17 protein-coding genes are annotated in these 26,469 nt (G+C 72.7%); 4 read left to right on the forward strand and 13 right to left on the reverse strand.

The genetic code is table 11. The features are described 5' to 3' along the window. The first annotated feature begins 59 nt into the window (after window positions 1-59). Window positions 60-1,172 carry an acyltransferase family protein gene (locus ACFY1L_RS36915; RefSeq protein WP_388834326.1) on the forward strand — a complete coding sequence of 371 codons (1,113 nt, stop codon included), beginning with the start codon at window positions 60-62 and terminating at the stop codon, window positions 1,170-1,172. 44 nt (window positions 1,173-1,216) lie between these two features. Then, window positions 1,217-2,434, forward strand: a complete 1,218-nt coding sequence (locus tag ACFY1L_RS36920) for a cytochrome P450 (RefSeq protein WP_388834329.1) — start codon at window positions 1,217-1,219, stop codon at window positions 2,432-2,434. On the opposite strand, the gene ACFY1L_RS36925 is transcribed toward ACFY1L_RS36920, so the two are convergent. Genes ACFY1L_RS36925 through manD form a run of 5 tightly spaced genes read right to left on the reverse strand, consistent with a single transcriptional unit; the run spans window position 2,400 to window position 8,457 of the window. After that, complete coding sequence (locus ACFY1L_RS36925; protein WP_388834332.1) at window positions 2,400-3,395, reverse strand: sugar kinase; 996 nt, start codon at window positions 3,393-3,395, stop codon at window positions 2,400-2,402. The genes ACFY1L_RS36920 and ACFY1L_RS36925 overlap by 35 nt on opposite strands. Before the next feature lie 9 nt (window positions 3,396-3,404). Further along, entirely contained in the window at window positions 3,405-4,439 is a 1,035-nt protein-coding gene (locus ACFY1L_RS36930) for an L-idonate 5-dehydrogenase (RefSeq protein WP_388834335.1), read from the reverse strand. Beyond that, window positions 4,436-5,830: an MFS transporter gene (locus tag ACFY1L_RS36935; RefSeq protein ID WP_388834338.1), complete on the reverse strand. Its 1,395-nt coding sequence runs from the start codon at window positions 5,828-5,830 to the stop codon at window positions 4,436-4,438. Before ACFY1L_RS36935 ends, ACFY1L_RS36930 begins: the two co-directional genes overlap by 4 nt. Window positions 5,831-5,884: 54 nt before the next feature. Further along, complete coding sequence (locus ACFY1L_RS36940; RefSeq protein ID WP_388834346.1) at window positions 5,885-7,252, reverse strand: mannitol dehydrogenase family protein; 1,368 nt, start codon at window positions 7,250-7,252, stop codon at window positions 5,885-5,887. After that, window positions 7,249-8,457, reverse strand: coding sequence for a D-mannonate dehydratase ManD (gene manD / locus ACFY1L_RS36945; protein ID WP_388834349.1), 1,209 nt, complete (start codon window positions 8,455-8,457; stop codon window positions 7,249-7,251). The genes ACFY1L_RS36940 and manD overlap by 4 nt, the downstream gene beginning before the upstream one ends. A 131-nt stretch (window positions 8,458-8,588) precedes the next feature. Here manD and ACFY1L_RS36950 point away from each other — a divergent pair, with 131 nt between their 5' ends. Together ACFY1L_RS36950 and ACFY1L_RS36955 are read left to right on the forward strand one after the other, a co-directional pair. Then, the gene (locus tag ACFY1L_RS36950) at window positions 8,589-9,302 is read left to right on the forward strand and encodes a GntR family transcriptional regulator (protein ID WP_388834352.1); all 714 of its coding nucleotides are present in this window, start codon (window positions 8,589-8,591) and stop codon (window positions 9,300-9,302) included. A gap of 80 nt (window positions 9,303-9,382) precedes the next feature. Next, the gene (locus ACFY1L_RS36955; RefSeq protein WP_388834355.1) at window positions 9,383-10,123 is read left to right on the forward strand and encodes a hypothetical protein; all 741 of its coding nucleotides are present in this window, start codon (window positions 9,383-9,385) and stop codon (window positions 10,121-10,123) included. A gap of 38 nt (window positions 10,124-10,161) precedes the next feature. Here the strand turns inward: ACFY1L_RS36955 and ACFY1L_RS36960 are convergent, their stop codons facing one another. The 8 genes from ACFY1L_RS36960 to ACFY1L_RS36995 form a co-directional block, all read right to left on the reverse strand. Next, window positions 10,162-11,673, reverse strand: a complete 1,512-nt coding sequence (locus tag ACFY1L_RS36960; protein WP_388834358.1) for a tryptophan 7-halogenase — start codon at window positions 11,671-11,673, stop codon at window positions 10,162-10,164. Continuing rightward, the gene (locus ACFY1L_RS36965) at window positions 11,670-19,703 is read right to left on the reverse strand and encodes an SDR family NAD(P)-dependent oxidoreductase (RefSeq protein WP_388834361.1); all 8,034 of its coding nucleotides are present in this window, start codon (window positions 19,701-19,703) and stop codon (window positions 11,670-11,672) included. Before ACFY1L_RS36965 ends, ACFY1L_RS36960 begins: the two co-directional genes overlap by 4 nt. Before the next feature lie 126 nt (window positions 19,704-19,829). Next, on the reverse strand, window positions 19,830-20,519 hold the full coding sequence (locus ACFY1L_RS36970) for a DUF4232 domain-containing protein (protein WP_388834364.1): 690 nt from the start codon (window positions 20,517-20,519) through the stop codon (window positions 19,830-19,832). 166 nt (window positions 20,520-20,685) lie between these two features. Continuing rightward, the gene (locus ACFY1L_RS36975; protein WP_388834367.1) at window positions 20,686-22,290 is read right to left on the reverse strand and encodes an MFS transporter; all 1,605 of its coding nucleotides are present in this window, start codon (window positions 22,288-22,290) and stop codon (window positions 20,686-20,688) included. 144 nt (window positions 22,291-22,434) lie between these two features. Beyond that, window positions 22,435-23,280 carry a PaaX family transcriptional regulator C-terminal domain-containing protein gene (locus tag ACFY1L_RS36980; protein ID WP_388834370.1) on the reverse strand — a complete coding sequence of 282 codons (846 nt, stop codon included), beginning with the start codon at window positions 23,278-23,280 and terminating at the stop codon, window positions 22,435-22,437. 30 nt (window positions 23,281-23,310) lie between these two features. Next, complete coding sequence (locus ACFY1L_RS36985) at window positions 23,311-24,285, reverse strand: sugar phosphate isomerase/epimerase family protein (RefSeq protein WP_388834373.1); 975 nt, start codon at window positions 24,283-24,285, stop codon at window positions 23,311-23,313. Further along, window positions 24,282-24,890 carry a nucleoside deaminase gene (locus ACFY1L_RS36990; protein ID WP_388834376.1) on the reverse strand — a complete coding sequence of 203 codons (609 nt, stop codon included), beginning with the start codon at window positions 24,888-24,890 and terminating at the stop codon, window positions 24,282-24,284. Before ACFY1L_RS36990 ends, ACFY1L_RS36985 begins: the two co-directional genes overlap by 4 nt. Then, entirely contained in the window at window positions 24,887-26,446 is a 1,560-nt protein-coding gene (locus ACFY1L_RS36995) for a GMC oxidoreductase (RefSeq protein WP_388834378.1), read from the reverse strand. Before ACFY1L_RS36995 ends, ACFY1L_RS36990 begins: the two co-directional genes overlap by 4 nt. Window positions 26,447-26,469: the final 23 nt, after the last annotated feature.

A 26,469-nucleotide genomic window follows, 5' to 3' on the forward strand; every position in this document is an offset into this window, starting at 1 on the left:
GAGGAAGCGGCAACGTTCCCCCTCATGCCCCGTACGAACCTCCCCTCCCGGGTGGCGCGATGACGGCGGTGACCCGGGCGACCGGGACGCCGCCCGCCATCGCCACCCCGAGCACCGCTTCGCCGCCCGCCGCACTGCCCTCGCTGCCGTCCCTCACCGGTCTGCGGTGGGTGGCCGCGCTGCTGGTCTTCGGGCTGCACGTGCACAACTTCGGCTACTTCGGCGGCACCGCCGGGCGGATAGTGAACTGGGCATTCGGGGCGGGCTCCACCGGGGTGTCGTTCTTCTTCGTGCTGTCCGGGTTCGTACTGATGTGGTCCGCGCGGCCCGGCGACCGCGCGCCCGCCTTCTGGAGACGGCGCATCGCCCGCATCCTGCCGGTGCACCTGGTCACCGCCGCGCTCGCCCTGCTCATGGCGTACACACTGGCCCATCTGGCGAAACCGACGCCGGAACAGGCCGTCGCCAACGTCCTGCTGGTGCACTCCTGGTGGCGGCCTTGGTGGCAGACGCTCGACCCGGTCAGCTGGTCGCTGGCCTGCGAGGCCTTCTTCTACTCCCTCTTCCCGCTGCTGGCACTGCTGCTGCGCCGGCTCGGCGCCCGCGGATCGGCGGCGCTGGCCGGGGTGTCGGTGCTGACGATCCTGGTCCTGGGCTGGGCGGACGCCCACCACTGGACGGAGCAGACGATCTATTCCTTCCCGGCCGCGCGCCTGCCCGAGTTCGTCCTCGGTGTCGCCGTCGCCCGGCTGGTGCTCCTGGCCCGCTGGCGCGGGCCCGGCCTGGAGGCATCGCTCGCCCTCGCGATCATCGGCTACTTCCTGGTGCCGCAGGTCACCCACGGCTACGGGGCCACCACCTGCACCGTCGTCGGTTTCGCGCTGCTCATCCCGGCGGCGGCCGTCGCGGACCTGAAGGGGCTGCCCTCGCTGTGGCGGCACCGGCGGCTGGTACGGCTGGGGGAGCTGTCGTTCGCGTTCTACATGGTCCACCTGCTGGTGGTGCGGGCGGCCACGAACCTGTTCGGTACCTCCCCGCACTTCGGGCTGCCGGCGGGGCTGGCGGCCACTGCCCTCGCGTTCGCGGTGTCGCTCGGACTGGCGTGGGTGCTGTACGAGGCTGTGGAATGTCCTGCGAGACGGTGGTTGCTGAGGGGCCGGGGGTCCCGATGAGTGAGGGGCCGGTGGATCTGGTGAGTGAGGGGTCGGAGGATCTGATGAGTGCGGTCGATGCGGTTCGGTCCTGCCCGCTCGGTGCCGCGACCACGCTCGCCGAGCTCGCCCGGGATCCGCATCCGCGGCTGGCGCTGCTGCGTGCGCACGAGCCCGTGTCCTGGCTGCCCGAGCTGGACGGCTGGCTGGTGACGCGCCGCGATCTCGCGCTGACCGTGATGCGGGACGCCGCAACCTTCACCGTCGACGACCCCCGATTCTCCACCGCACAGGTCGTCGGACCGAGCATGCTGTCCCTGGACGGTGAGGCGCACACCCGCCACCGCGAGCCCTTCAATGCCCCCTTCCGTCCCCGGCAGGTGCACGAGGGCTTCGCCTCGTTCATCGAGCAGGAGACCGACCGGCTGATCACCGCACTGGAGCCGGAGGGCGCCGCAGAACTGCGACGCTCCTTCGCCGGCCCCCTCGCGGTCGCCGTCGTGACCGAGGCCCTCGGACTGGTCGGCACCAGCGCGGACACGGTGCTCTCCTGGTACGACTCCATCGTGCGGACGGTCTCGGACATCACCGCCGGCCACGAGACGGGACCCGACGGCGCCGCGGCCTACGCGCAACTGCGAGCCGCCGTAGAGGCCACGATCGCCGACCCGAGTGGTGCCTCGCTGCTCGTGTCCGCCGCCGGACGGCTGGCGGCGCCCGAGGTGGCGTCGAACGCCGCGGTCCTGATGTTCGGAGGCATCGAGACCGTCGAGGCGATGGTCACCAACGCGCTGCTGCACCTGCTGCAGCGCCCCGACCAACTCGCCCTCGTCCGGGCCGACTTCGACCTGCTGGACGGCGCGATCGAGGAGTCCCTGCGCCTGGAGCCCGGCGCGGCCGTCGTCGACCGCTACGCCACCCGGGACACCGTCCTCGGCCCGGCCACCATCCGCAAGGGCGACCTGGTCACCGTCTCTCTCGCGGGTGCCAACCGCGACCCGGACGTCTTCCCCGACCCCGACCGCTTCGACGTATGCCGCGCGAACGCACGCCTCCAACTGGCCTTCGCCCACGGCCCCCACCACTGCATCGCCGCGCACCTCGCCCGCCTGGAGACCCGCATCGCCCTCCAGCGCCTGCTCGAACGCCTCCCCGCCCTCCGCCTCGACCCGGCCCGCCCCGACGCCCCGTACGGCCTGGTCTTCCGCAAACCACCCACCCTGCACGTGCTGTGGGACGGCCCTGCCGCTACGCCGAACAGACCGCCGTCCGGGCTGAGTTGACGGCCCAGGCGGCCTCGTCCAGGTCGAGGAGGCGGTCCGTCTCCGCTCGCGGCGGCATGACGGGCACGTCGTCCCTGGTGCGCAGCGCGGCCGCGGCCGCCAGATGGCCGAGGCGCAGCCGGCCGCGCTCGTCGCGGTCCTCCAGCAGACCGGCCAGGTAACCGGCGGCGAACGCGTCGCCCGCACCGACCGGTTCGACCACCTCGACGGGTAGCGAGGGCACGAACGTACGCACCCCGCCGGCGTACGAAGTCGCCCCGTACTCGGCGTCCTTGACGACCACGACGGGCACGGAGCCGAGCAGGCCCGCGATGTCGTCCGGGCGGACGGTGCCCCACAGCTCCTCGGCCTCGTCGCGTCCGACGAACACGAGGTCGGCGGCGCGGGCGAGCGAGAGCAGACCGCGGGCGGCGTCCTTGCCGGCCGCCCGCCACAGCGCGGGGCGGTGGTTGACGTCGAAGGAGATGACGGGTCCGCGCACGGTGCGGTCGCGCAGTATCGCCTCCAGCAGCCGGGCGCAGCTGTCGGAGAGGGCCGCGGCGATGCCCGACACGTGCACGACTCGGGCCCGGCGGAGCGCGGGATGCCGGGCCGACTCCGGTCCCATCCCGGTCGCGGCCGATCCTCCGCGGTAGTAGTGCGTACGGGTGTGGTCCGGGCCCGGGTCCTTGAAGTAGACCCCGGTCGGACGCTCCGGATCCGTTTCCACGGCGCTCACGTCCACGCCGTGCGCGGAGAGTTCGGCCAGGATGCGGCGGGCGAACGGGTCGTCGCCCAGGCGGCTGAGCCAGGCGGCGCGGTGCCCGAGTCCGGCCAGCCCGCAGGCGACGTTGGACTCGGCGCCACCGACGGCCAGGCTCAGTGTGGGCTGCTCGGCGAGCGGGCGGTCGTCCGGCGGGCTGAGGACGACCATGGTCTCGCCGACGCACACGACGTCGGCGGCACGGGAAGCAACGGACACCAAGGACTCCTATGCCTCTGCGGCCAGCCGCAGCATGACCTTGCTGCTGCCGCTCCCCGGGTCGGCGGCGACCGCAAGGGCCTCCTCGGCACGCTCCAGCGGGAAGCGGTGGGTGATCAGCGGACGTACGTCGAGACCGTCCCGGAGGGCGCGCAGCGCCTCGTCGATCTCGTCGACGAACCGATAGGAGCCGATCCAGGTGATCTCCCGGGTCACCAGGTCACCCAGGGCGGCGGGCACGGCCGTACCGGGCAGGTTGCCGACCTGGACGACGGTGCCGCCCTTGGCCGTGGCCCGCAGGACGGGCCCGAGCGCGGCCGCGGCACCGGACGCCTCGAAGACGACGTCCATGTCCTCGGGCAGTCCGTCACCGCTCGACAGGTCCCGTGTCTCGTCGGCGCCCATGGCCTTGGCCACGGACAGGGACGAGGACGCGAGGTCGGCCGCGACGATCGTGTCCGCGCCGCCGAGCCGCGCGGCCGCCACGACCAGCGAGCCGATCGGCCCGCAGCCGTTGACCAGGACCGTGCGGCCACGCAGCGAGGGGACCCGGCCGGCGGCGTGCAGGGCGACCGCCAACGGTTCGGCCAGCGCGCCCTGTTCGGTGTCGACGCCCTCGGGCAGCGGCCGGATCTGGGCCGCGGGCACCGCACGGAACTCGCTGAACCCGCCGTCGGTGTGCGGGTCGAAGGCCGCGGAGCCGAAGTAGCGGACGCGCGAGTGGAGGTTGGTGCGGCCGGCGATGCGGTCGGGAAGGACGCCGTCGCCGACCAGTTGGGCCGGATGGACGGTCGCCGCCTGCCCTTCGACGAGCCCGGTGACCCCCTCACCCAGCCCGGCGATCCGGCCCGCCACCTCGTGCCCGAGCACCAGCGGATGCCTGAGTGCGGCGGTGCCGGAAGCCCCCTTCTTCCAGTACGCGATGTCCGATCCGCAGATCCCGCCCCACTCCATGGCCATCAGCACCTCGCCCCGGCCGGGCACCGGCAGCGCGCGTTCGTCGATGCGCAGGTCGCCGGGGCCGTGCACGACCACCGCTTTCATACGGCGTCCTCCAAGCGGACGAGATCGCGTCCGCGTGTCTCGGGTGCCAGCAGCGCGCTGACGAAGGTGATGAGCGAGTAGACGACGAGCATTGCCGCGATGGGCCACCAGCTGCCGGTGACGGCCGTGAGCGTGGCCGCGAGGACCGGGCCGATCGCGGTGGCGAGGATGCCGCCGATCTCCTTGGCGAGGGCCAGCTGGGTGAACCGGGTGCGGGAGCCGAAGAGTTCGGCCATGGTGACGCTCTCCAGGGAGAACAGGCCGAGGACGCCGACGTTCAGGCCGAGGACCATGCCGAGCATCACGGCCGCGGTCGAGCCGGAGGTGATCAGGAACATCACCGGGAAGGCGATGGCGGCGGTCAGCGCCGTGAGCGCGAGGTAGAGCGGGCGGCGTCCGAAGCGGTCGCCCAGCAGTCCGACCATGGGCACCGTCGCGAAGCCCGCCAGCGAGCCGTACACGATGGCGTCCGTCGGGACGGAACGGCCGACCGCCAGGTTGGTGGCGATGTAGCCGACCAAGAACGTCTGCACCAGACCGGAGTTGCCCGCCTGGCCGAAGCGCAGCCCCAGCGCGAGGAAGAACGCCCTGCCCTTGCGCTGCCGGATGCCGGCCGCCAGCACGCTGCCCTCGTGCGCGTCGGCGGTGGCGATCGCCGACTCGACCTCGTCCTTGGCCATCGCCACACCGTCGACCACGTCGGGCCGCTCCTCGAAGACCGGGCTCTCCTTCAGCCCCCGACGCAGCCAGAACGCGAACAGCATCAGCACGAAGCTCAGCAGGAACGGCAACCGCCAGCCCCAGGACAGCAGTTGGTCCTCGCTGAGCACCGAGAGCAGCACGGCCCACAGCCCGGAGGCGGCGAGCGTCCCGGAGTTGGTGCCGAGCGACACCAGGGAGGCGACCAGGCCGCGCCGCTTGACGGGCGCGTACTCGGCCAACAGCACAGTGGCGCCCGCGATTTCGGCACCCGCGCCGAAGCCCTGGATCAACCGCAGCGCGACCAGCAGGATCGGCGCGAGGATGCCGATGGCGGCGTACGTGGGCAGGGCACCGATCAGGGTGGTGGAGGCGCCCATCAGGAGGATGGTCAGGTACAGCACCTTCTTGCGGCCGATACGGTCGCCCATCCGCCCGAAGTAGACGGCGCCGGCGAGCCGGGCGACGTATCCGACGCCGTACGTCGCCATCGCGGCGATCAGCCCCACGGCGGGGCTGACGTCCGGGAAGAAGATCTTGTTGAAGACGATCGCGGCGGCCAGCGAGTACAGCTGGAAGTCCATGAACTCCATCGCCGTGCCGAGCCAGCCCGATACGGCGGCCCGGGCCAGATCGCGTGTGGTTCGCCGGCCTGGGAGCGTCTGCTGAGCGGCTATGACGCTGTCCTTCATCGTGAACTCCGTTGTTCGAGGACGTCGGGGACTGACGTGGGGCGGGGAGGGGGTTCAGATCTCGATGCGGCCGGCGCGCAGGGCGGGCAGCCGGTCCGCGACGGCTGCGGTGAGGGAGTCGTCGCCCGCCAGGTCCGCGGCGCCGAGGCCGCGCAGCAGGGCAGGAACCGCGTCGACTCGCCCGGTGCTCAACACCCAGGCGGCGAGGGCGAGTTCGAGGAACGGGGTGTTCGCACCCCTGGTGCGCAGTTCGCGCAGAGCGGGCAGCCAGCGCTCGGGGATCTTCAGCGGACCGTCGGTGCCGATCTGCCGGAGCAGATGCCGCATGGCGGGGTTGCGGAAACGTACGACGAGATCGTCGGCGTACGACAGCGGATCGGGGCCGCCCGCGGGGAGGGTGGGGGCGAGCTCGGCGCACCATCCTCGCACCAGGCGCTCGCCCCAGTCGGCTGCCAGCGTCTCGGCGATCGTGGTGAGGCCGGCCGCCATGCCGAGGTAGGCCAGTGCCGAGTGGGAGCCGTTCAGCAGTCGCAGCTTGGTGAGTTGATAGGGCGTCACATCCTGGACGAACAGGGCACCGTCGCGCTCCCACGGCGGACGTGCGGCGGCGAAGGAGTCCTGCAGCACCCACTGCCGGTACGGCTCGGCCGTCACGGGCAGGGCGTCACGCACCCCGAGCGCCGCCAGCGCCCCGGCCCGGTCCTCCTCGCCGGTCGCGGGCACGATCCGGTCCACGACGGTCGCCGGAAAGGAGACGGCACGTGTCATCCGGTCCAGGACCCGGTCACGGTCCGGCCAGTCGGAGGCGCGCACGAAGTCGTGCACCACCCTGGCCAGCACAGCCCCGTTGTCCGCCATGTTGTCGCAGGACACGACACTGATCGGCGGGGCCCCCGCGCGCATCCGAGCAGCCAGTCCGGCGGCCAGACGACCGATCACGGTGGTGAGGGGGCCGGCGGGGTCCGCCGTGAGGTCGGCGGCGACGGCTGCGGTGTCCAACCCGCCCGTCGACGGTGACCGTTGATATCCCTTCTCGGTCACGGTCAGCGTCACGACCGTCACCTCGGGATCGACCAACAACGCATCGACGGCCTTGGCATCGGGCCCCAGGGCCAGCGCGTCCACGACCGAGCCCACGACTCGACTCCGATTGCCCTCCGGACGGCGCTCGGTCAGCGAGTACAGGAAGTCCTGCGCGTGCAGGGCCCGCACGGTCTCCGCCGAGCGGGGCGCGACGGCGGTGATGCCCCAGTCCTCACCGGAGAGGGCGGCGGCGTGCTCGGTGTACACCGCCTGGTGTGCCCGATGGAAGGCGCCTAGCCCGAAGTGGACGACACGGGTGCGCAGCCCGGCCGGATCGACGGCCGGGCGGAGTTCGGCGGGGAGTCGGGAGACCGTCGTACGGTTCAGCGGCGCGCTCACCAGTCGTGCACCGAACCGTCGAGACGGCGCGCGACGGGCAGGTAACGCCGCTGGTACGGGAACCGCTCGGCCGCCTTGTCGTCGTACTCGACGCCCAGGCCCGGCTCGTCGGAGGGGTACAGCATGCCGTCGGCGAAGGTGACGCCCGTACGGAACACCTCGGCGGTCTCGTCGGGGTGGCCCATGTACTCCTGGATGCCGAAGTTCGGTACGGCGATGTCGAGATGAACGGCCGCGGCCATGCTGACGGGGGAGAGGTCGGTCGCCCCGTGCGAGCCCGTGCGCACCTGGTAGAGCGCGGCGAGGTCGAAGATCCGGCGCAGGTGCGTGATGCCGCCGGCGTGCACGACGGTCGTACGGACGTAGTCGATGAGCTGCCCGGTGATGAGGTGCTGGACGTCCCAGATCGAGTTCATCACCTCGCCGACCGCGATCGGCGTGGTCGTGTGCTCGCGGATGAGGCGGAACGACTCCTGGTTCTCGGCCGGCGTCGGGTCCTCCATCCAGAACAACCGGCAGCTCTCGACGCTCTTGCCGAAGCGGGCCGCCTCGATCGGGGTCAGCCGGTGGTGGATGTCGTGCAGGAGATGGAAGCCGAAGCCGAAGCGCTCCCGGACCGCCTCCAGATAGGTGGGCGCGAAGCCGAGGTAGGCCTCGGTGTCCCAGGGCTGCTCGTCGGGCAGTTCGGTCGCGGCCGGCTCGTAGACCTTGCCCTTGCGCACCCCGTACGTACCCCCGACGTCGGGCACGGCGGCCTGCGCCCGTACGGCCTTGTAGCCCAGCTCCAGATAGCGCTCGACGTCGTCGAGGAGCGAGGGCACGTCGGTGCCGCTGGCGTGCGAGTAGACCAGCACGCCGTCGCGGGAGCGGCCGCCGAGGAGCTCGTACACCGGCAGGCCGGCCGTCTTGCCCTTGATGTCCCACAGCGCGGTGTCGACGGCGGCGATCGCGGTCATGGTGACGGGGCCGCGTCGCCAGTAGGCGCCCTTGTAGAGGTACTGCCACATGTCCTCGATGCGGGCGGGGTCCTTGCCGATCAGCAGCGGCACCACGTGGTCGCGCAGATAGCTCGCGACGGCCAGCTCCCGCCCATTGAGGGTCGCGTCGCCCAGCCCGGTCACCCCGTCGGTCGTGGTGATGCGCAGCGTGACGAACGTGCGCCCCGGGGAGGCGACGAGCACCTCGGCCCTTTCGATCTTGCTCACTGGCGGCTCCCATCCTGTCGTGCAGTACTTGTATACAAGCACCTGTCGCGCAGCCGGACAAGACCTTTGCCCAGCTGCGAAGGACCTTTGCCCGGCTACGTGGGAGGTGCCCGGCTACGTAGGATGTGCCCATGGCTCAATCGAACGGGCGGCGCACGAGTCGGCGCGACATCTACCTGAAGTTGCGTCAGATGGTGCTGACCCTCGAACTCGCCCCGGGCGCAGCCCTGTCGGAGAACGAACTCGCCGCGTCACTGGGCGTCAGCCGCACCCCGGTGCGGGAGAGCCTGATCATGCTGGCCCAGGAGGGCCTGGTGCAGGTCTTCCCCAAGATCGGGTCGTTCGTGTCGCGGGTGGACCCGGCGCAGGTCGCGGACGCGCAGTTCCTGCGGGAGGCCGTGGAGCTCGCCTCGCTGGAGGATCTGCCCGAGCAGCTGGATGCGGCGGTGGTCGGGGAACTGCGCGACAACCTCGAGCGCCAGCGGCGCGCGGACCTGGACCTGGAGGAGTTCTTCGCGCTGGACGAGGCCTTCCATCACGGCCTGATGCGGCTGAGCGGCCACGGCAACGTCTGGACCACGGTCGCCGCGGCCAAGGGCCACCTCGACCGGGCCCGGCGCCTCGGCCTGCACGAGAACGTGTCCCCGGCCGTGTTCGCCAACCAGCACCACGAGATCTTCGACGCCATCGTCGGCGGGAACATCCCGCTGGCCCGCACCGCCATGCGCACCCACCTGCGCGCCGTCTTCAGCGACATCGAACGCATCCGCGCGCACTCGCCCGAACTCTTCGCCACCGACGCCTCGACGGTGCCGGTGCGGCGGAACGTCGTCGTCTGGGAGTGACGGGCGGCCCCATTGCGGGAATGCTGCGGGCACGGTCGGCGTGAGGTCTCGTGCCGACTCCGCGGGGGGACGGGGGCCGCATGCAATTCATCGAGGTGACCGAGCTGGCGGGGGTCCGCTCCGCGGTCATACGCTTCAGCAAGCCGGGAACGGGGCTCCAATTCCTGCTCTTCCCGATGATCCACCTGGGCGAGGCCGGCTTCTACCGGGAGGTGGCGGACCTGCTGCGGCGCCGCTGCGACCTCGTCGTCGCGGAGGGGGTCGGAGAAGGCTCGTCCGGCGCGAACGCGCTCGTGGACTCGTACGCCCGGCTGGACCGGCACGAGCGGCTGGGGCTCGTCGTGCAGGACATCGACTTCGACACGCTCGGCGTGCCCGTGGTCTGCCCCGACATGGGCGGCCGGGAGTTCGAAGAGGGCTTCCGGCGGCTGCCGTTGAAGGAACGCGCCGTGCTGGCCACGGTCGTGCCTGCCGTCACGGCGGGCATGCGGCTGCTCGGCACCCGCCGCTACCTCGCCCGGCACCTGACGACCGAGGACCTGCTCAGCGAGGCCGAGGAGGCGGCGGCGGATTTCTGGCCCGGCCTGGACGACCTGGTGATGCGGCGCCGGGACAAGCTGCTGACCCGCGCGCTGACGGACTTCCACCGCGCCTCCGCCGACCGCTCGGACTCCTTCACCATCGGTGTCGTCTACGGCGCCGAGCACATGCGAGCGGCGGCCGATGCGCTGGTCGGCCTGGGGTACCACGCGGCGGACGCGGACTGGGTGACGGTGTTCCTGCTGGAACCGCCGGAGGGGTCCCGCGCCCGCTGGGCGTGAGGGTGTTCTAGGTTGCGCATCGGCTACCCCCTGCATGATCAGCGATCCGGCGTCACCCACATGAGCCCGTCCTCCGAAGCCACCAGACCCCCGGGCCGCAGCGGTGCCTCCTCCTCCAACGGGCCGCCCAACACGCCCCGTTCCTGCAGGACCGCGCCCTCCTGGAACACCTGGCGGATGGTGGCGGACTCGAAGAGCGGGTTGCGCAGGCCGTCGGAGGCAGGGAGGCGGCCGACGGCCGTGTCGAGTTCCGTGGCGGACGTCGTCAGGCGGGCGCCCGCCTCGCCGAGTCCGTCGAAGGTGGTGTCGCGGGAGGCGAGACCGCCGACCAGTTCCACGAACGCCTCCAGTTCCGTGCTGCCCACGTTGGTGACCTTGCGTGCCTTCCAGAAGTACGACCGCTCGTCCTGGTGCATGTCGTAGAAGGAGACCAGGAACTCGTAGAACAGGCTGTACTCGTGCCGGTAGCGGGCCTCGAACTCGTCGAAGAGGCGGTTCTCGTCCAGCGTTCCGGCCAGTCCGCTGTTGATGGAGCGGGCGGCGAGGAGGGCGCCGTACGTGGCCAGGTGCACGCCGGAGGACAGGACCGGGTCGACGAAGCAGGCCGCGTCGCCGGCCAGCACCATGCCGGGCCGCCACAGCCGGGTCTTCCAGTACGACCAGTCCTTGCGGACGCGGACCTGGTCGTACGGCGCCTCGGTGGACTGCGGGACTCCGTGCAGGAGGTCGCGGACCTCGGGGCAGGCGTCGATCAGCCGGCGCCAGGCCGCCAGCGGGTCGCGCTGTATCTCGGCGGCCCGCTCCCGGCTCACCACCGCGCCCACGCTGGTGAGTTCGTCGCGGAGCGGGATGTACCAGATCCAGCCCTCGTCGAAGGCGGCGCAGAAGATGTTGCCGTCGTTCGGCTTGGGCAGCCGCCTGCCGCCGGCGAAGTATCCGAACACCGCGATGTTGCGGAAGAAGTCGGAGTACGTCCGCCTGCCGCCGACCTCGCCGTGGATCCTGCTGCCGTTGCCGGAGGCGTCGACCACGTAGCGGGCCCGGGCCTCGCGCGGCTCGCCGCCGGGGCCGGTCCAGCTGACGCCCCGCACCCGCTCCTCGTCGGCGAGCACGCCTTTGACGCGGCAGTTCTCCCGCACCTCCACGCCCACCCGCCGGGCGTTGGCCAGGAGGATCGCGTCGAACCGGGAGCGCTCGACCTGGTAGGCGAACGAGGTCGGGTCGGCCAGCCGGGGTGACAGCGCGAAGGAGAACTGCCACGGGTCCCGGTTGCGGCCCCACCGGAAGGTCCCGCCGCGCTTCAGCTTGAAGCCCGCGCGGGCGACCTCGTCCTCGACGCCGAGGATGCGGCACACGCCGTGCACGGTGGAGGGCAGGAGCGACTCGCCGATCTGGTAGCGGGGGAAGGCCTGTTGTTCCAGCAGCAGCACGCGGTGGCCGCGCAGGGCGACGGCGGTGGCGGCGGTGGCACCGGCCGGGCCGCCGCCCACCACGATCACGTCGTACTCCTCGGCTGCAGTGGGCTCGCCGACGGGATGCGCAACAGTCACTGTTCTCCTTCGAGGGAGTCGAGCCACGCGCGGACGGCCGCCACGGTGGTCGGGGCGTGTTCCTGGAGGAACGAGAAGTGGTCGCCGGGGACGTCGACACACGTGTGCGGCAGCGGCCACGAGGTCCGCCACTCGTCGGGGCCCGCGCCCGCCGCCATCGCGGGAGTGGGCCGCGCGGCGCGCACCAGCAGGGTGGGCGTGTCGACCGGCTCCGGGCGCCGGCCGAGGAACATGCGGGTGTAGGCCCCCAGCGCCGCGACGCCGGTGTCCTCGTCGCCGGTGAACTCGTTGCCGCCCAGGCGCGGGGCGATGACCGCGGGCAAGGACAGCAGCCACTCCTTGTCGCTGTTGCCGTCGTCGATGAGGTACGTGTCCAGCAGTACCTGTCCGAGGGGAGCGGACCCCATGGCTTCGAGCCGCCGGGTCACCGCGTGTGCCACGGCGCCTCCAGTGCTGGCACCGACCACCACGAACGGCCGGTCGCCCACATGCCGCAGCACCGACTCGGCGTGTGTGAGGGCGAGCGTCTCCCGGTCGGCCGGTACCGCACTGCCCGCGCCGATGCCGGGGTGCGGAAACTCGAGCACGTCCAACTCGCCCTGGAGACAGGCGTGGAAGCGGGCGAACTCGCCGCCCGGGGCGGCGAACGGCGGGTGGGTGCCCGTGAACAGGACGAGCACCGGGCCGTCCCCGCGACCGGTGGCGCGCCGCAGTGGTGGAAGGGCGTGGCGCCTGCTGTCGGCCGCGTCGAAGGTCGGGACCGCCCAGGACGCCGTGACCAGCATCTGCATCGCCGCGACCACCTGTCCGGCCTCGCAGACCCGCCGGTAGAGCGAGGCGAGGGTCTGCGCGGGCCGCGGCTCGGGCGTCTGCGGGGTGTCCGGCGGCTGCTCGGCGGCCGGGGCCGTCGCGGGCAGGTCGTCGGCCAGGAGGCCGAGTATGTGGCGGGCCAGGTCCTGTGCCGTCGGATGCTCGAACACCACGGCGGCGGGGAGCCTGAGCCGCAGGGCCATGCTCAGCCGGTTGCGGACCTGCACCGCCATCAGGGAGTCGAAGCCCAACTCGGTGAAGGGCTTGCCGGCCGGGAGCGCGTCCGGGTCCGGGTATCCGAGCACGGCCGCCACGTCGGCGTTCATCAAGTCCGTGAGGGCGTCCTCCCGTTGAGCGGTCGGCAGCTCGGCCAGCACCTTGCGCCAGGCTCCTGGTTGCCACGGCTGCTCCGGACCGTGTTGAGCATGCTCGGCGTCGGGCGTGCGCGGGCGTACCAGTCCGCGCAGGAGCGGCGGGAGGGGCTCTCGGGCGGAACGCAGGGCGGCCCGGTCCAGCAGGACCGGCGCCAGTGCGGGCTCGCCTGCGCGGAGGGCCGCGTCGAACAGGGCCAGGCCCTGTGTCGCGGTGAGCGGCCGGAGGGCGTCCCCCTTCCAGTGCTGTGCGTCGGCCATGCCGCCATCGGACTCCCACGGCCCCCACGCCAACGAGAGTGCAGGCAGCCCCAGGCGGGAGCGGTGGCGGGCCAGGGCGTCCAGAAAGGAGTTCGCCGCCGCGTAGTTGCCCTGGCCGGCGCGGCCCACCAGACCGGACACGGAGGAGAACAGGACGAACGCCGACAGGTCCAATTCCCGTGTCAACTCGTGCAGATGCCAGGCCGCGTCCGCCTTCGGCCGCAGCACCGCGGCCATCCGCTCGGGCGTCAGCGCCGCCAGGACTCCGTCGTCCAGCACCCCGGCGGCATGCACCACACCGGTCAGCGCGGGCTCACAGCCGTCGATCACCTCGGCCAGTGCGGCCCGGTCGGAGGCGTCGCAGGCCACGATCCGCACCTGGGCGCCCAACTCCTCCAGCGCGCCCCGCAGTTCCTCGGCGCCCGGTGCCTCGGGTCCGCGGCGGCCGGTCAGCAGCAGGTGCCGTATGCCGCGGGAAGTGACCAGGTGGCGGGCTAGCTGCGCACCCAGGGCACCGGTGCCGCCGGTGATCAGGACCGTGCCGCCCGGGCGGAAGGTGACGCCCGGACCCGCCGCGGTCGCCGCGGCCAACCGTGGTACCGCCAACTGTCCGGCCCGGATGGCCAGTTGGGGTTCGCCGGTGGCCACCGCCGCGGGCAGCTGCCGCAGCGAGTCGGGCCGTCCGTCCACCTCGACCAGGACGATGCGCCCGGGCAGCTCGGCCTGGGCCGCACGCACCAGCCCCCATACCGCGGCCCCGGCCAGATCCGGCTCCGCCTCCGGTGAGTCGGCGCCCCGCGTGACGACCACCAGGCGCGAGCCGGCCGTCCGCGGATCGTCCTGCCAGTCCTGCAGCGTGCGGAGCACCCGGCCGGTCAGCAGGTGTACGGCCGCCAGAGGGTCGGGTTGCGATGCCGGGCCGACGGCTGTGACGACGACGGTGTCCGGCTCGGGTGGGGCGGAGGCGGCCAGGCCGGAAATCGAACCGCGCAGGTCCAGTTCGTCGTCCAGGAGGAGCCACCGTGCGATGTCGGCCGAGTGGTCGACTTCCACGGGGGTCCACTCGGGGCGGAACAAGGCCCGCCCCGCCAAGTCGTCCGCCTTGGTGGGGAGTTCTCGAGTGGTCAGGGAAGTCACCCGGGCCACCGGGCGTCCCGCCGGGTCGTCGAGGGTCACCGCGACCGAGTCCGCCCCGCCCGGAGTGACCCGCACCCGAAGCTCCGTGGCGCCTGTCGCGTGCAGACGGAACCCGTTCCAGGCGAACGGCACCCGGACCGCGTCGGACCCGGATGCGGGGCCCGCCAGCAGCGGAGCGTGCAGGGCGGCGTCCAGCAGGGCCGGGTGGATCCCGAAACGGTCGGCGCTCGCCGACTCCGGTTCGGGCAGCCGGACTTGCGCGAACACCTCGTCGCCGCGCCGCCACAGCGCCCGTACGCACCGGAAGGCCGGCCCGTAGGCGAGACCGGTGTCCGCGAGGCTGTCGTAGGCGTCGGCGAGGTCGATCCCGGTCGCGTCCCGAGGTGGCCACACCGTTTCCTGCGGTGACGGCCCGGTGGATGCCGGGCCGACCAGACCTGTCGCGTGCCGGGTCCAGACGGGGTCCTGTGCGTCCCGCCCGTCGGGCCGGGCGTGGATTTCGACCGGACGTCGGCCCGACTCGTCCGCCGCGCCGACGACGACCTGGATGCGCACCGCGGTCGCCGCGGGCAGGGTGAGCGGGGTCAGCACCAGCAGCTCGTCGAGCGCCCCGCAGCCGACCTCGCCGCCCGCCCGAACGGCCAGCTCCACGAACACCGTCGCGGGGACGAGAACCGACCCGGCGACCACGTGGTCGGTGAGCCACGGCTGGGCGGTGCGGGAGAGCAGACCGGAGAACACGGTGCGTCCGGTGTCCGGCACGGCGAACCCCGGGCCCAGCAGCGGGTGGCCGTGTGCGGGTGCGGCCGGGTCGGGAGTGTGCGGTGCGTCGAGCCAGTAGCGCCGCCGCTGGAAGGCGTACGTCGGCAGGTCCACCCGCCGGGCCCCGGTGCCCGCGAACACTGCGGGCCAGTGCACGTGTGCCCCGCGCACATGGAGCCGGGCCAGCGCGGACAGGAGAGCCTCAGGCTCGGGCTCGCCGCCACGAACCGAGGCGGCGCACAGTGCGCCGTCGCTCACGCAGTCCTCGGCGGCGGCCGTGAGCCCGGCACCGGGGCCGATCTCCAGAAACGCCGAGACCCCGTTGTCCCCGAGCGAGCGCACGGCGTCGGCGAACCGCACCGGCAGGCGGACGTGCCGCACCCAGTACTCCGGGTCGCACAGCTCCCCGCCCTCGGCCGGACGGCCCGTGACGGCGGAGACCAGTGGGATCCGCGGCGGCCGGAACGTCAGCCCTTCCGCGACCTGGCGGAAGTCGTCGAGCACCGGCTCCATCAACGGCGAGTGGAAGGCATGGCTTACCCGCAGGCGCACGGTCCTGCGGCCGCGCGCCTCGAAGCCGGCCGCGACGGCGAGCACCGTCTCCCGTACGCCCGAGACCACCACCGAGCGCGGTCCGTTGACGGAGGCGATCGCCACGCTCGCGCCGGCGTTCTCGAGCGCGGCGAGGACCTCCTCCTCCGTCGCGTGCAGGGCCACCATCGCCCCGCCGGTGGGCAGGGCCTGCATCAACCGGCCGCGGGCCGCGACGAGTTCGGCCGCGTCGGACAGATCCAGTACGTCCGCGACGTGGGCCGCGGCCAGTTCTCCCACGGAGTGGCCGGCCAGGAAGTCGGGGCGCACACCCCAGGACTCCAGCAGCCGGAACAGGGCCACCTCGAAGGCGAACAGACCGGCCTGGGTGAAGTCGGTACGGTCGAGCAGGGCGGCCTCCGGCGAACCCGGCTCGGCGGACAGCACCGGGGCGAGCGGCCGCTCGAGGTGCTCGTCCAGCTCCCGGCAGACCTCGTCGAAGGCAGCGGCGAAGGTGGGGAACGCGGTGCGCAACTCCGCGCCCATACGGGCGCGTTGGGCGCCCTGTCCAGTGAAGAGGAAGGCCGTACGCAGCTCCGGATCCGCCCGCACCGGGTCGACGCCGTCGCCGCCCTCGGCCAGGGCGTGCAGCGCGGCCGCCATCCGTGCCCGGTCCTCGGCCGGCACCAGCGTCCGGTGGGCGAGCGCCGGCCTCGACACGGCCAGGGAGAACCCGACGTCGGCCGCCGAGAGGTCGGGCCGGGCCCTCAGGTGGTCGGCGAGGCGGCGGGCCTGGGCCCGCAGGGCGCCCTCGTCGGCGCCGGAGAGCAGCCAGGGCACCGCATCGGCCACGGCCTCCGGCCGGGCACCGGGCGGCTGCGGAGTCTCCCCCTTTGGAGCCTCCCCCGTCGGAACCTCCTCCTTCGGAGCCTCTTCCAGGATCACGTGCGCGTTCGTCCCACCGATGCCGAAGGCCGACACACCGGCCCGGCGCGGCCCGGAGTCCGTCGCGGGCCACGGTCGGGCCTCGGTCAGCAGCTCCACCCGGCCCGCGGACCAGTCGACGTGCGGTGTGGGCGTCAGCGCGTGCAGCGTCCGCGGGAGCTCCCCGTGCCGCATCGCCTGCACCATCTTGATGACCCCGGCGACGCCCGCGGCGGCCTGGGTGTGCCCGAGGTTGGACTTGACCGAGCCCAGCCGCAGCGGCGGCCGGTCCGCGGGCCGCCCCTGGCCGTACGTGGCCAGCAGGGCCCGCGCCTCGACGGGGTCGCCGAGCGTGGTGCCGGTGCCGTGCGCCTCCACCGCGTCGACATCGCCCGCGTCGAGTCCCGCGTCGGCCAACGCCCGGGTGATCAGCTGTTGTTGGGCTCGGCTGCTGGGGGCGGTCAGACCGTTGGACGCGCCGTCGGAATTGACTGCGGAGCCACGCAGCACGGCCAGTACGGGGTGGCCGTGGCGGCGGGCGTCGGACAGCCGCTCCAACAGCACCAGTCCCGCGCCCTCGCCCCAGGCGGTGCCGTCCGCCGAGGCCGAGAACGACTTGCAGCGGCCGTCGGGCGCGAGACCGCGCTGGCGGCTGAACGCCGTGAACGCCTTGGGCGTCGCCATCACCGTGACCCCGCCGGCCAGGGCCAGGGAGCACTCGCCGGAGCGCAGCGCCTGCGCCGCCCAGTGCAGCGCCACCAGTGAGGAGGAGCACGCGGTGTCGACCGTGATCGAGGGCCCGCGCAGCCCGTAGACGTACGAGATGCGGCCGGAGGCCACGCTGCCGGTCGAGCCCAGGGCCAGATGGGCCTCCAGCTCGTGCCGGGTCAGGCGGGAGGAGTAGTCGCCGTGCATCACGCCCACGAACACGCCGGTGTCGCTCTCCTGCAGCGTGGCCGGGTCGATTCCGGCCCGCTCCCAGACCTCCCACGAGGTCTCCAGCAGCAGCCGCTGCTGCGGATCCATCGCCAGCGCCTCGCGCGGGGAGATCCCGAACAGGCCCGCGTCGAACTCCGCGGCCCGGTGCAGGAATCCGCCGCTGCGGGTGTAGGAGGTGCCGATCCGGTCGGGGTCCGGATCGTAGAGGCCGGCCAGATCCCAGCCCCGGTCGGTGGGGAAGTCCGAGATCGCGTCCCGTCCCGCCGACACCAACTCCCACAGATCTTCCGGTGAGTTGACATCGCCGGGATAGCGACAGCCCATGGCGACGATCACCACTGGATCGTCCTTGCCGGTGCCGGTGCCGGTGCCGGTGCCGGTGCCGGTGCGCGGCTCGGCCTCGGGCGTCGGGATGAAGAGAGTGCGGTGCACCTGCCGGGCCAGCGCGGCCGGCGTGGGGTGGTCGAAGACCAGCGTCGAGGGCAGCCGCAGACCGGTCGCCTGGCCGAGTCGGTCGGTCAACGTGACGGCGCCCACGGAAGTCAGCCCGAGATCGGTGAACGGGCTGTCCGCGTCGAGCCGTTGGCCCGGGCCGCTGCCGCAGACGGCGGCCGTCTCGGCGAGCACCGCCTCGCGCAGCGCGCGCTCCCGCCCGTCCGGCGGCAGGGACAGCAGACGTCGCCGCAGGGAGTCGTCCTCGGAGGTCGGGCCGGGGCCGGCCGCGGGCGGGACCGCCCCCGTGACGACCGCGTGGCGGGCGATCTTGCCGGACGCCGTGCGCGGGACGGCGCCGATCTGCCGTATCTCGACGGGCAGTTTGAACTCGGCGAGCCGGGCGCGGCACGCGTCCAGAACCTGCCGGGGGTCGATCCCTTCCGGACCCGGTACGACGTAGGCGACCGGCACCTCGCCCAGGACGTCGTGCGGCGCGCCCACCACCACCGCGTCCCGCACTCCGGGAGCGCGCAGCAGAGCCTGCTCGACCTCCGTGGGGTGGATGTTCTCCCCGCCGCGGATGATCAGTTCGCTGACCCGGCCGGTGAGGGTGAGATGACCGTGCTCGACGCGCCGGCCGAGGTCGCCGGTGCGGTACCAGCCGTCCCGCAGCGCGGCCTCGGTCTCCTCGGGCCGGTTGTGGTAGCCGGTCATCAGGCTCGGACCGCGCACCCAGATCTCGCCCTCGGCGCCGTCCGCGACATCGTTGCCGGAACCCGGATCGACGACGCGCACCTCCATGCCCGGGACCGGTGTTCCGCAGGAACCGGCCGGCCGCGGCCCGTCCGGACGGTTCACCGCGATCATGCCGCAGGTCTCGGTGCTGCCGTAGGCGTCGAGGAGTTCGGTCCCCAGCAGGTCCTCCACCGCCCTGCGCAGATCCGGTGCGCTCGGTGCGCCCGCCACGAGGCAGGTCCGCAGCGGCGGCGGTGATTCCGTGTCCGCGGCGGATGCCACGAGTTGGTGGTAGGTGGCGGGCACCCCGGCCAGGACGGTGTAGGGGCCGCCCATGGCTTCATGGGGTGAGCTCAGCTCCCGCAACAGGCCGCCCGGCGGCAGGAGTTCGGCGGTGATCCGGGCGCTCGCACCGACGGCGGCGACGCCCAGGATCGCGAGGGAGTGCCCGAAGCTGTGGAACAGGGGAAGCGGCCACAGCAGCCGGTCCTCGGACGAGAGCCCGAAGATCGGGGCGTAACAGGCCGCGGCCGACCACAGAGCGGCGCGCTGCGTGGACAGGACGCCCTTGGGGCGGTGGGTGGTGCCCGAGGTGTAGAGCATCCAGGCCGGCTCGTCGAGCCCGAGGTCGTCGCGGGGCGCCGGGGCGGGAGAGGCGTCGGCGGCGACGGTGCGGAAGAGGACCGTGTCGTCCGGGGCGTCCTCCGGGACAGGCCCCGGGCCGGTGAGCAGGACGCGCGTACGGCGGTGCACGGGACCGAGGCGGTGCAGCCGGGCGAGGTGCACGGGGTCGGTGACGAGGACCGAGGCGCCGCTGTCCTCGAGGAAGTGGCCGAGTTCGGCGTCGGACGACCGGGGGTTGAGCGGCACACCGACCGCACCCGCCCGGACGACGGCCAGCACGCTCTCGACCATCTCCACGCAGTTGCCCAGGCAGATCGCGACCCGGTCGCCGCGCCGAAGGCCCGTCCGGGCGAGGTACGAGGCTAGCCTGCCGGTGCGCCGCTCCAACTCCTCGTAGCTGACGGCACGCAGATCGTCGGCGTACGCCACACGCCCCGGTGCCAGCTCGGCGTGCGCCCTCAGCAGCTCCGGCAGCGGCCGGATCAGCCGGTCGTACGTCATGTCCCCGCCCCTCCGGCGCGTGCCGGGGCACGGCGGCCGTCAATCTCCTTGCAGCGCAACGGGATTGAGCCTAACCGCCGTACCTTGTCGCAATGTGGTCGAGACCGGCCGGGGTACCTCGTCGGCTCAGACGGGCTTCGTCGCCGTCGCCGCGGTGGCGGTGACCGTGTTGTCGCACTCGGCGAAGACGCCGTCGTCCAGGGCGACCTGGTGGGCCCCGGAGCCGGGCAGGCCGACCACCAGGGTCGGGTACGAGGCGGGCTTGGAGCCGGATTCGCAGTAGCCGTCGGCCTCGCCCTGGACCTGTACGAAGGTCAGCTTGAGCCAGGCCTTGCCGCCCGGTGCCACCTTCACCGGCGTGGCGGAGCCCGTGGGCGTCACCTTCAGCGGGGCGTTGTGCTCCGGGGAGCCGTTGCCCGCCCCGGCCACCGTCGGGTGGCCCTGCAGCAGGCAGGCGCCGGCGGAGGTGTTGGTGAACTCGATGATCGCGGCTCCGGTTCCCGTGCCGTCAGGGCGGTCGGTGGCCTGATAAGCGGCCGCCTTCAGAGCGGTCGCCGTGCACGTCTTCACGGTCGTACCCGTGGATCCGGATATGGGGGAGGCGGTCGCCGTCGGGGCCTTCGACGTCGGCGCGTCGGAGGCCTCCGGGGCCTTCGTGCCCGGTGTCGTGGAAGCGGACGGCGCGCTGCTCGGCGCCTTCGACGGCGATTCGGCCCCCGCCTCGGAGCCGCCGGCCTGACACGCGGTCACCGACAGGGCGGCCAGGAGCGCGGCGATCGCCGGCGCGGCCTTGCGGATGCCGTTCACGTACTGCATGGAGTCCCCCGGGTTCGGATGGTGCGGGGCCGGTCCTCGCCGGCGCCCGCCGATGGAGACAGAGCTGCCTCACCGGGGGTTTCTCCTGTGGATCATCTGTGACAGTTCGGTGACCGGACGGTGCCGACCCGCGGGCCGGCACCGTCCGGTGTGTGAGCCGGGGAGGTCAGGCCGCCGCCGGCGCCTCGTCCTTCGTGAGACCCACCGTCGCGGCCTCGTCGCCCTTGCTGCGCAGGGCGATCACGCTGAGGAGGCAGCAGGCCAGGGCCGCGACGCCGCAGACCACGTAGCCGATCGCGTAGCCGTTGCCGAGAGCCTCCAGGGCGATGGGGACCGCGCCGCCCGGCGGGGACGACGGCGGGACCGAGTTGGAGGCCAGCGGGCCGCCCTCGGCCGCCACCTGTCCCGCGGCCGCCTTGACCTCGGCCGACAGGTTGGAGGTCGCCAGCTTCTGGGTGAACTCGTCCGCGGCGCGGCTCAGGGCGATCGCGCCGATGACCGCCGGGCCGAGCGTGAAGCCGAAGTCGCGCAGGAGGCTCGTCGACGCGCTGGCCATGCCCGCGTAGTGGACCTCCACCGTGTTGACGGCCGTCGCGGTGATCGAGGAGACGGTGAGCGCGAAGCCGATGCCGACCAGACCGATGGGGAGGATGAGGGAGGTCAGGGCGCGGTCGTTGACCGAGAGGGTCGCGGCGATGAAGTCGCCGGTCGCCATGAGCGCCAGGCCGGCGCCGAGCACCCAGCGCGGGCTGACCTTCTCCAGCAGCCGGGAGATCAGCGGCATCAGCAGCAGTGTCCAGGCGTTGAGCAGGATGAAGGCGAACGAGCCGCGCAGCGGACTCTGGTGCTGGACCGGGCCGAGCCGGATGCTGGTCGCGTAAGCGGTGCCGAGGTAGCTGAACATGCCGACCACCGCGACGAACGAGGCCACCGCGAACGCCCGGTTCTTGAACAGGTCGAGGCGCAACAGCGGGGACGCGGCACGCCGTTCGGCCACGATGAACAGTCCGATGAAGACCGCTGCGACGACGTACCCGATGACCACCGGCGTCGCGGTCCAGCCGTCCGCCGGGCCCTGGATCACCGCGTACAGCAGGGCGAACATGCCGATGCCGATGGTGATCTGACCTGCCAGGTCGAGCGAACGGCCCTCCGGGGCACTGGAGTTCTGGGCGAAGAGCTGGCTGAGCAGCGTGCTGATCAAGGCAAGACCCGTGACGACGATGAAGGCCCAGCGCCAGGAGCCGTAGTTGCCGGTGATGCCGCCCAGGACAGGAGCGACGAAGCCGCCGCTGGACAGGGCCGCGGCCCAGATCGTGATGGTGCGGGCGCGGTCGCGGGCCGAGTGGGTGCCCGCGGCGATCATCGCGAGCGAGGTCGGGAACAGCGCCGCCGCGCCCAGACCGGCGATGGCCTGGCCCACCCAGAGCATGTGGATGCCGGTGCTGGCTGCGGCCAGCGCCTCGCCGGCCACCAGCAGTCCGCCGCCGCCGACCAGCAGCCGCTTGCGGCCGAAGAGGTCGCCGAGGACGCCGAAGGTCAGCTCCAGGACGGAGACGGGCAGCAGGAAGGCGTCCGAGATCCAGGTCAGCTGCGAGCCGACGGGGTGCAGGTCCTCCTGGAAGAGCCCGTTGAGGGTGGCCGGCATGGCGAGGGCTATCTGGGCCAGACAGACCGCGAAGCAGCCGGCGACGAGGGTACCGACGGGGAGGCCGCCGGACGACGGTCCGGCGGCGGTGGAATCGGGTTCGATGCGTGTTTCAGTGGACACGTGGGGCTCCCCTTTGAGCGGGTTTGTCGGGGGATGACGAAGCCGAGAAGCGCTGCGAATGTAGGGCAGTTTTTCGACGGCGGTCAATGGGTTGCCCAGTATTGATGGACGGACCTCTCCGCAGGGGGTGGTGCAGGAGGGGTTCTAGGAGGCCGCCACCGTGATCACGTCCAGCGTGCTCGCGGCCTCCCGGCCGGCCAACTCCGCGTAACGGCCCGCGAGTTCACGGAAGAGCTCCTCCGCACGGGCGGCCGGCCAGTCCTCGGGCAGGTGCTCGGCGGGCAGATGCGGATCCTGGCGGACCTGGTCCAGCCAGTCGGTGTGCAGCAGCAGCTGCCGTACGAGCGCCCCGGCCTCGTCCGCCTCCGCGGCGCCGGTGCTCCAGCGGCCCAGGAACGCCTCGTAGCCCTTGGCGACGGACTCCACGTCGAACGCCGTGTGCAGGACCGTGCGGGCGTCGGTCGGGCCGGCGGCCGTCGCCCCCTGGAAGACCCGCAGATACGCGTCGAGGCCCAGCCCCGCGACCACCTCGGGCACGTCCACCGTGCCGGGCGCCACCCACAGGCCGTTCTGCAGCGGGCCGAAACCGCTCCACACCAGCCGGGAGCGCAGGTCGTGGCGCTCACTGCGCCAGGCCTCCGGCAGGGAGAAGCCGACCAGGGTCCAGGTGCCGTCCCAGTCCCGGTTGACCGCGCCGGTGCACCAGATCCGGTCGTGGCCGTCCTGCAGGACGCGGGCGGCGCGCGGGGTCGGCCCGAAGTACGTCCTGCGGCCCCGCCGGTGCCGCTCCAGCAGGCCCCGCTTGACCATGCGGGTCAGCGTGGACCGTACGGCGTCCTCGGTGATCCCGGCCTGCCCGAACACGTCGATCAGACAGCCGGCCGACACCGCGACGTCCCGGCCGAGGGCGTGGATGCCGAAGAAGGTCAGCATCAACGACTGCGGCCGGGGCACGCCACCCGCCTGGTCCGGCTGATCGAAGCTGGTCACGGGGCAAGGGTAGATGCGTCCGGGGACCGATCATTCCCAGGATGCGTTCGCGGCCTCCGCCCCCGCCCGGAGCGCGACTTGCTTCCCCGCCCGGAGTGCGACCTCCGTCCCGGCCCGGAGCGCGGCCACCGGATCGGCCGCCTCGTCCAGTTCGATGAGCACGGTGCCGGCGCCCGGGGTGCGGGACATCGCGTCGGCCCAGCCGCGCCAGTCGACGATGCCCGTGCCCAGCGCGGTCATGTACGGCTGCTGCCGGGCGAAGATCGTGTCGTCGACGGTGAGGTGGACGTCGATCGGTCCGACCGCGTCCTTCCAGTGCGCCAGCGCGATGCGCGGGGAGTGGCGGCGCGCCACGGCAACGGGGTCGCCTCCGCCGAGTGCGATGTGGCAGGAGTCGGGGCACAGCCACACGTAGCGCGGGTCGGTCAGGGCCATGAACAGGTCGATGTCCCGCTCGTACCAGAGCGTGCTGTGCGACTCCGTGTGGAGGGCGAGCTTCACACCGTGCCGGGAGACGGCCTCGCCGACCGCGTGCGCGATGTCGGCCATCCGCGTCATGTAGGCCGCGTCGACGAAGAAGGGCGGACGCGTCCCGAACGTCGTACGCATGGGCAGCCCGGTCACGAGGATCTCCGCGCCGGCTTCGGCGAGGAAGGCCGCGCGGCGCTCGGCGTCGGCGACGATCGCCGGCAGGTTGTCGCCGTGCCGCCAGTTCGGGGCATCGGCGTCGGCGATGAAGGCGCTCACCACCGACAGGCCGCGGGCGGCGAGTTCGCGGCGGAACGAGGCCGCGCTGCCGAAGGCTCGCAGTGCCGAGTCGATGCCGCCGGGCGCGAAGGTCAGCTCGATGCCGGTGACGCCTGTCTCGGCCAGCACGTCCATCACCCGTGCCCAGAAGGTCCTGGGGTTGTCGAGGGCCCACGCGCGCAGGGCGTCGGCGGAGTCGAGCCCCCAGAAGTCCGGGTGGTAGAAGGTCACGACGTCGGTCGCGAACCGCGGTGTCACTCGTCACCTCCGCGGGCGTTGTAGACGGTGACGTCGTCGGCGTCGACGGCCTGCCGATAGGTGCGGAACACGGCAAGGGCCTCGTCCCGGAGCACGTCCCCCGTGACCTTGATGCCGCGTGCCTCGAACTGCTCGGCCCAGTCCGCGCCGAGCGGACCCTCGTCGAAGGTGGTGATCTCCTCCAGCTCCGGGCCCTCGCCGGCGACCACCAGTCCGCGCACGCCGGACCACATGGTGGCGCCGTAACACTGCACGCAGGGACGCCAGTTGACGACCAGCTCGTGCGCCGGCAGCCCCTCGCCGCCGAGGTCCCAGCTGCCGGTCGCCGTCTGGGCCAGGCCGAGCGCGAGGACCTCGGCGTGTGCGCTGGAGACGCCCGAGAGGAGGACGACGTTCACGCCGACCGAGAGGATCCGGCCGGTGTCCTGCTCGGCGACGAGCGCCGCGAACGGGCCGCCGTTTCCCTCGCGCCAGTTGCGGTCGGCGAGACGGTGCACCAGGCGCATCCGGTCCTCCCGGCCGGGGATCACGGCGGGCACGTCGGCCAGCTCGTCGTCGATCCACGCCGGCAGTGCCACGCGGTATTCCCTGGCGATGTCGATCACGATCGGACTTCCTCTCCAAGTGCCGCACGGCGTACGGCAGTTGCGGTGGTGCGTACGGCGACGGCACGCGCGGCCCGGACGGCGGTCACCGCGCCGGTCAGGGTGACGTTGGCGGCCATCGCCGTCGGGATCACGCCGTTGCCGGCGAGGTACAGATTGTCGTGGCCCCACACTCTGCCGTCCGGGTCGCACACGCTGGTGCCGTCGTCGGCGACGCCGGCCCGGACGGTGCCCGTCAGGTGCAGCGAGGAGCCGGGCGGCAGCAACGCGCTCTCGGTCGCCGGGTCGAAGGCTCCGAACTCCTCGGCCAGCGACCGGACTTCGGCCAGTGCTCGCCGTATCAGCGCACGGTCGGTGTCGGAGTAGGCGAACTCGATGCCGATCCGCGGCATCCCCGCGAGATCGGTCTCGGTCGTCGAGAAGACGAGGCGGTTCTCGGGGCGCGACTCGACCGGGGCGTACAGTGAGAGGCCCACGGAGTGCGCGAGAGGGCGGCCGCCCTCGTCGACATAGGTGCGATTCATGATCTGACCGTGGAACGGCTGGGCCGCTCCGTTCTGCGGCAGCCAGAGCGAGTCCGTGCTGAACTCGCCGGGCCGCGGCAGCGGGAGCGCGTCGAGGCCGAGGCCGAACCGGTCGAGGTCGAGCAGCACCCGGGCGGTGATGAACGCGTGCTCGTTGAGGTGACGGCCCAGCGCCCGGGGCCTGATGCCCGAGGCGAACAGCAGCTGCGGTGTGCGCAGCGCGTCGGCGCACACCACCACGGCGTCGGCGTGGAGCTCCGAGGTGGCGCCGTCCGCGACACGCCGCAGCCGGGCACCGGTGACCCGGCCGTCGCCGGACACGAGCAGCCGTGTCGCGAGCGTCCCGGTCACCAGCGTGAACGAGGGGTCCCCGCCCGTCGCGATCGCGGGGAAGACGGTCCCCGGAGCCGTGCGCGGCATGGGGCCCGACGCCGTCGCGGCGACCGCCATGGGCATCGGCTGAGGGCGCCGCTCGTCCGGTCCGACGCCGTCGTAGCGGCGGCGCAGCACTTCGAGCACCAGCCGGCCGACCTCGGTCGGGCCGATCGCGGCGGGCGTGACCGCGAGCACCCGGAGCGCGGTCTCCAGGTCCGCCGCCCAGTCCGCCGGGTCGCCGAAGTCGAAGACCTCGTCCCCGGCGGGCCACGGCGTCGCGGCGGTCCAGTGCACACCCATGCCACCCGCGTTCCACGCGAGCGCGGCCTGAGGCATCGCCTCGGCGTCCTCGCCGAGGGCGAGCGCGTGGTACATGCCGGGCGGCAGACCGGGGAGGCTGTCGGCGACCTCGCGCACCACCTCGGCGCCCGTGTACATGCCCTGGATTCCGGTGGCGACCTGTTCGTTGTAGCGCGACCACAAGGCCGGGTCGTCGAGGTCGTGCAGGTGCAGGCCGGGCGCCTTGCCGATCGCGCTGCCGCCGTCGACCATGGCGATCTCCAGCGCCGGATCGGTCTCGCGCAGCAGCCGGGCCACGACGGATCCCATGATGCCGCTGCCCACGATGAGGACGTCGGCACGGGGTGTACGGGTCACAGTGAGACTCCATGGTGGGTCTG

Source organism: Streptomyces sp. NPDC001663, assembly GCF_042893105.1.
GTDB lineage: Bacteria > Actinomycetota > Actinomycetes > Streptomycetales > Streptomycetaceae > Streptomyces.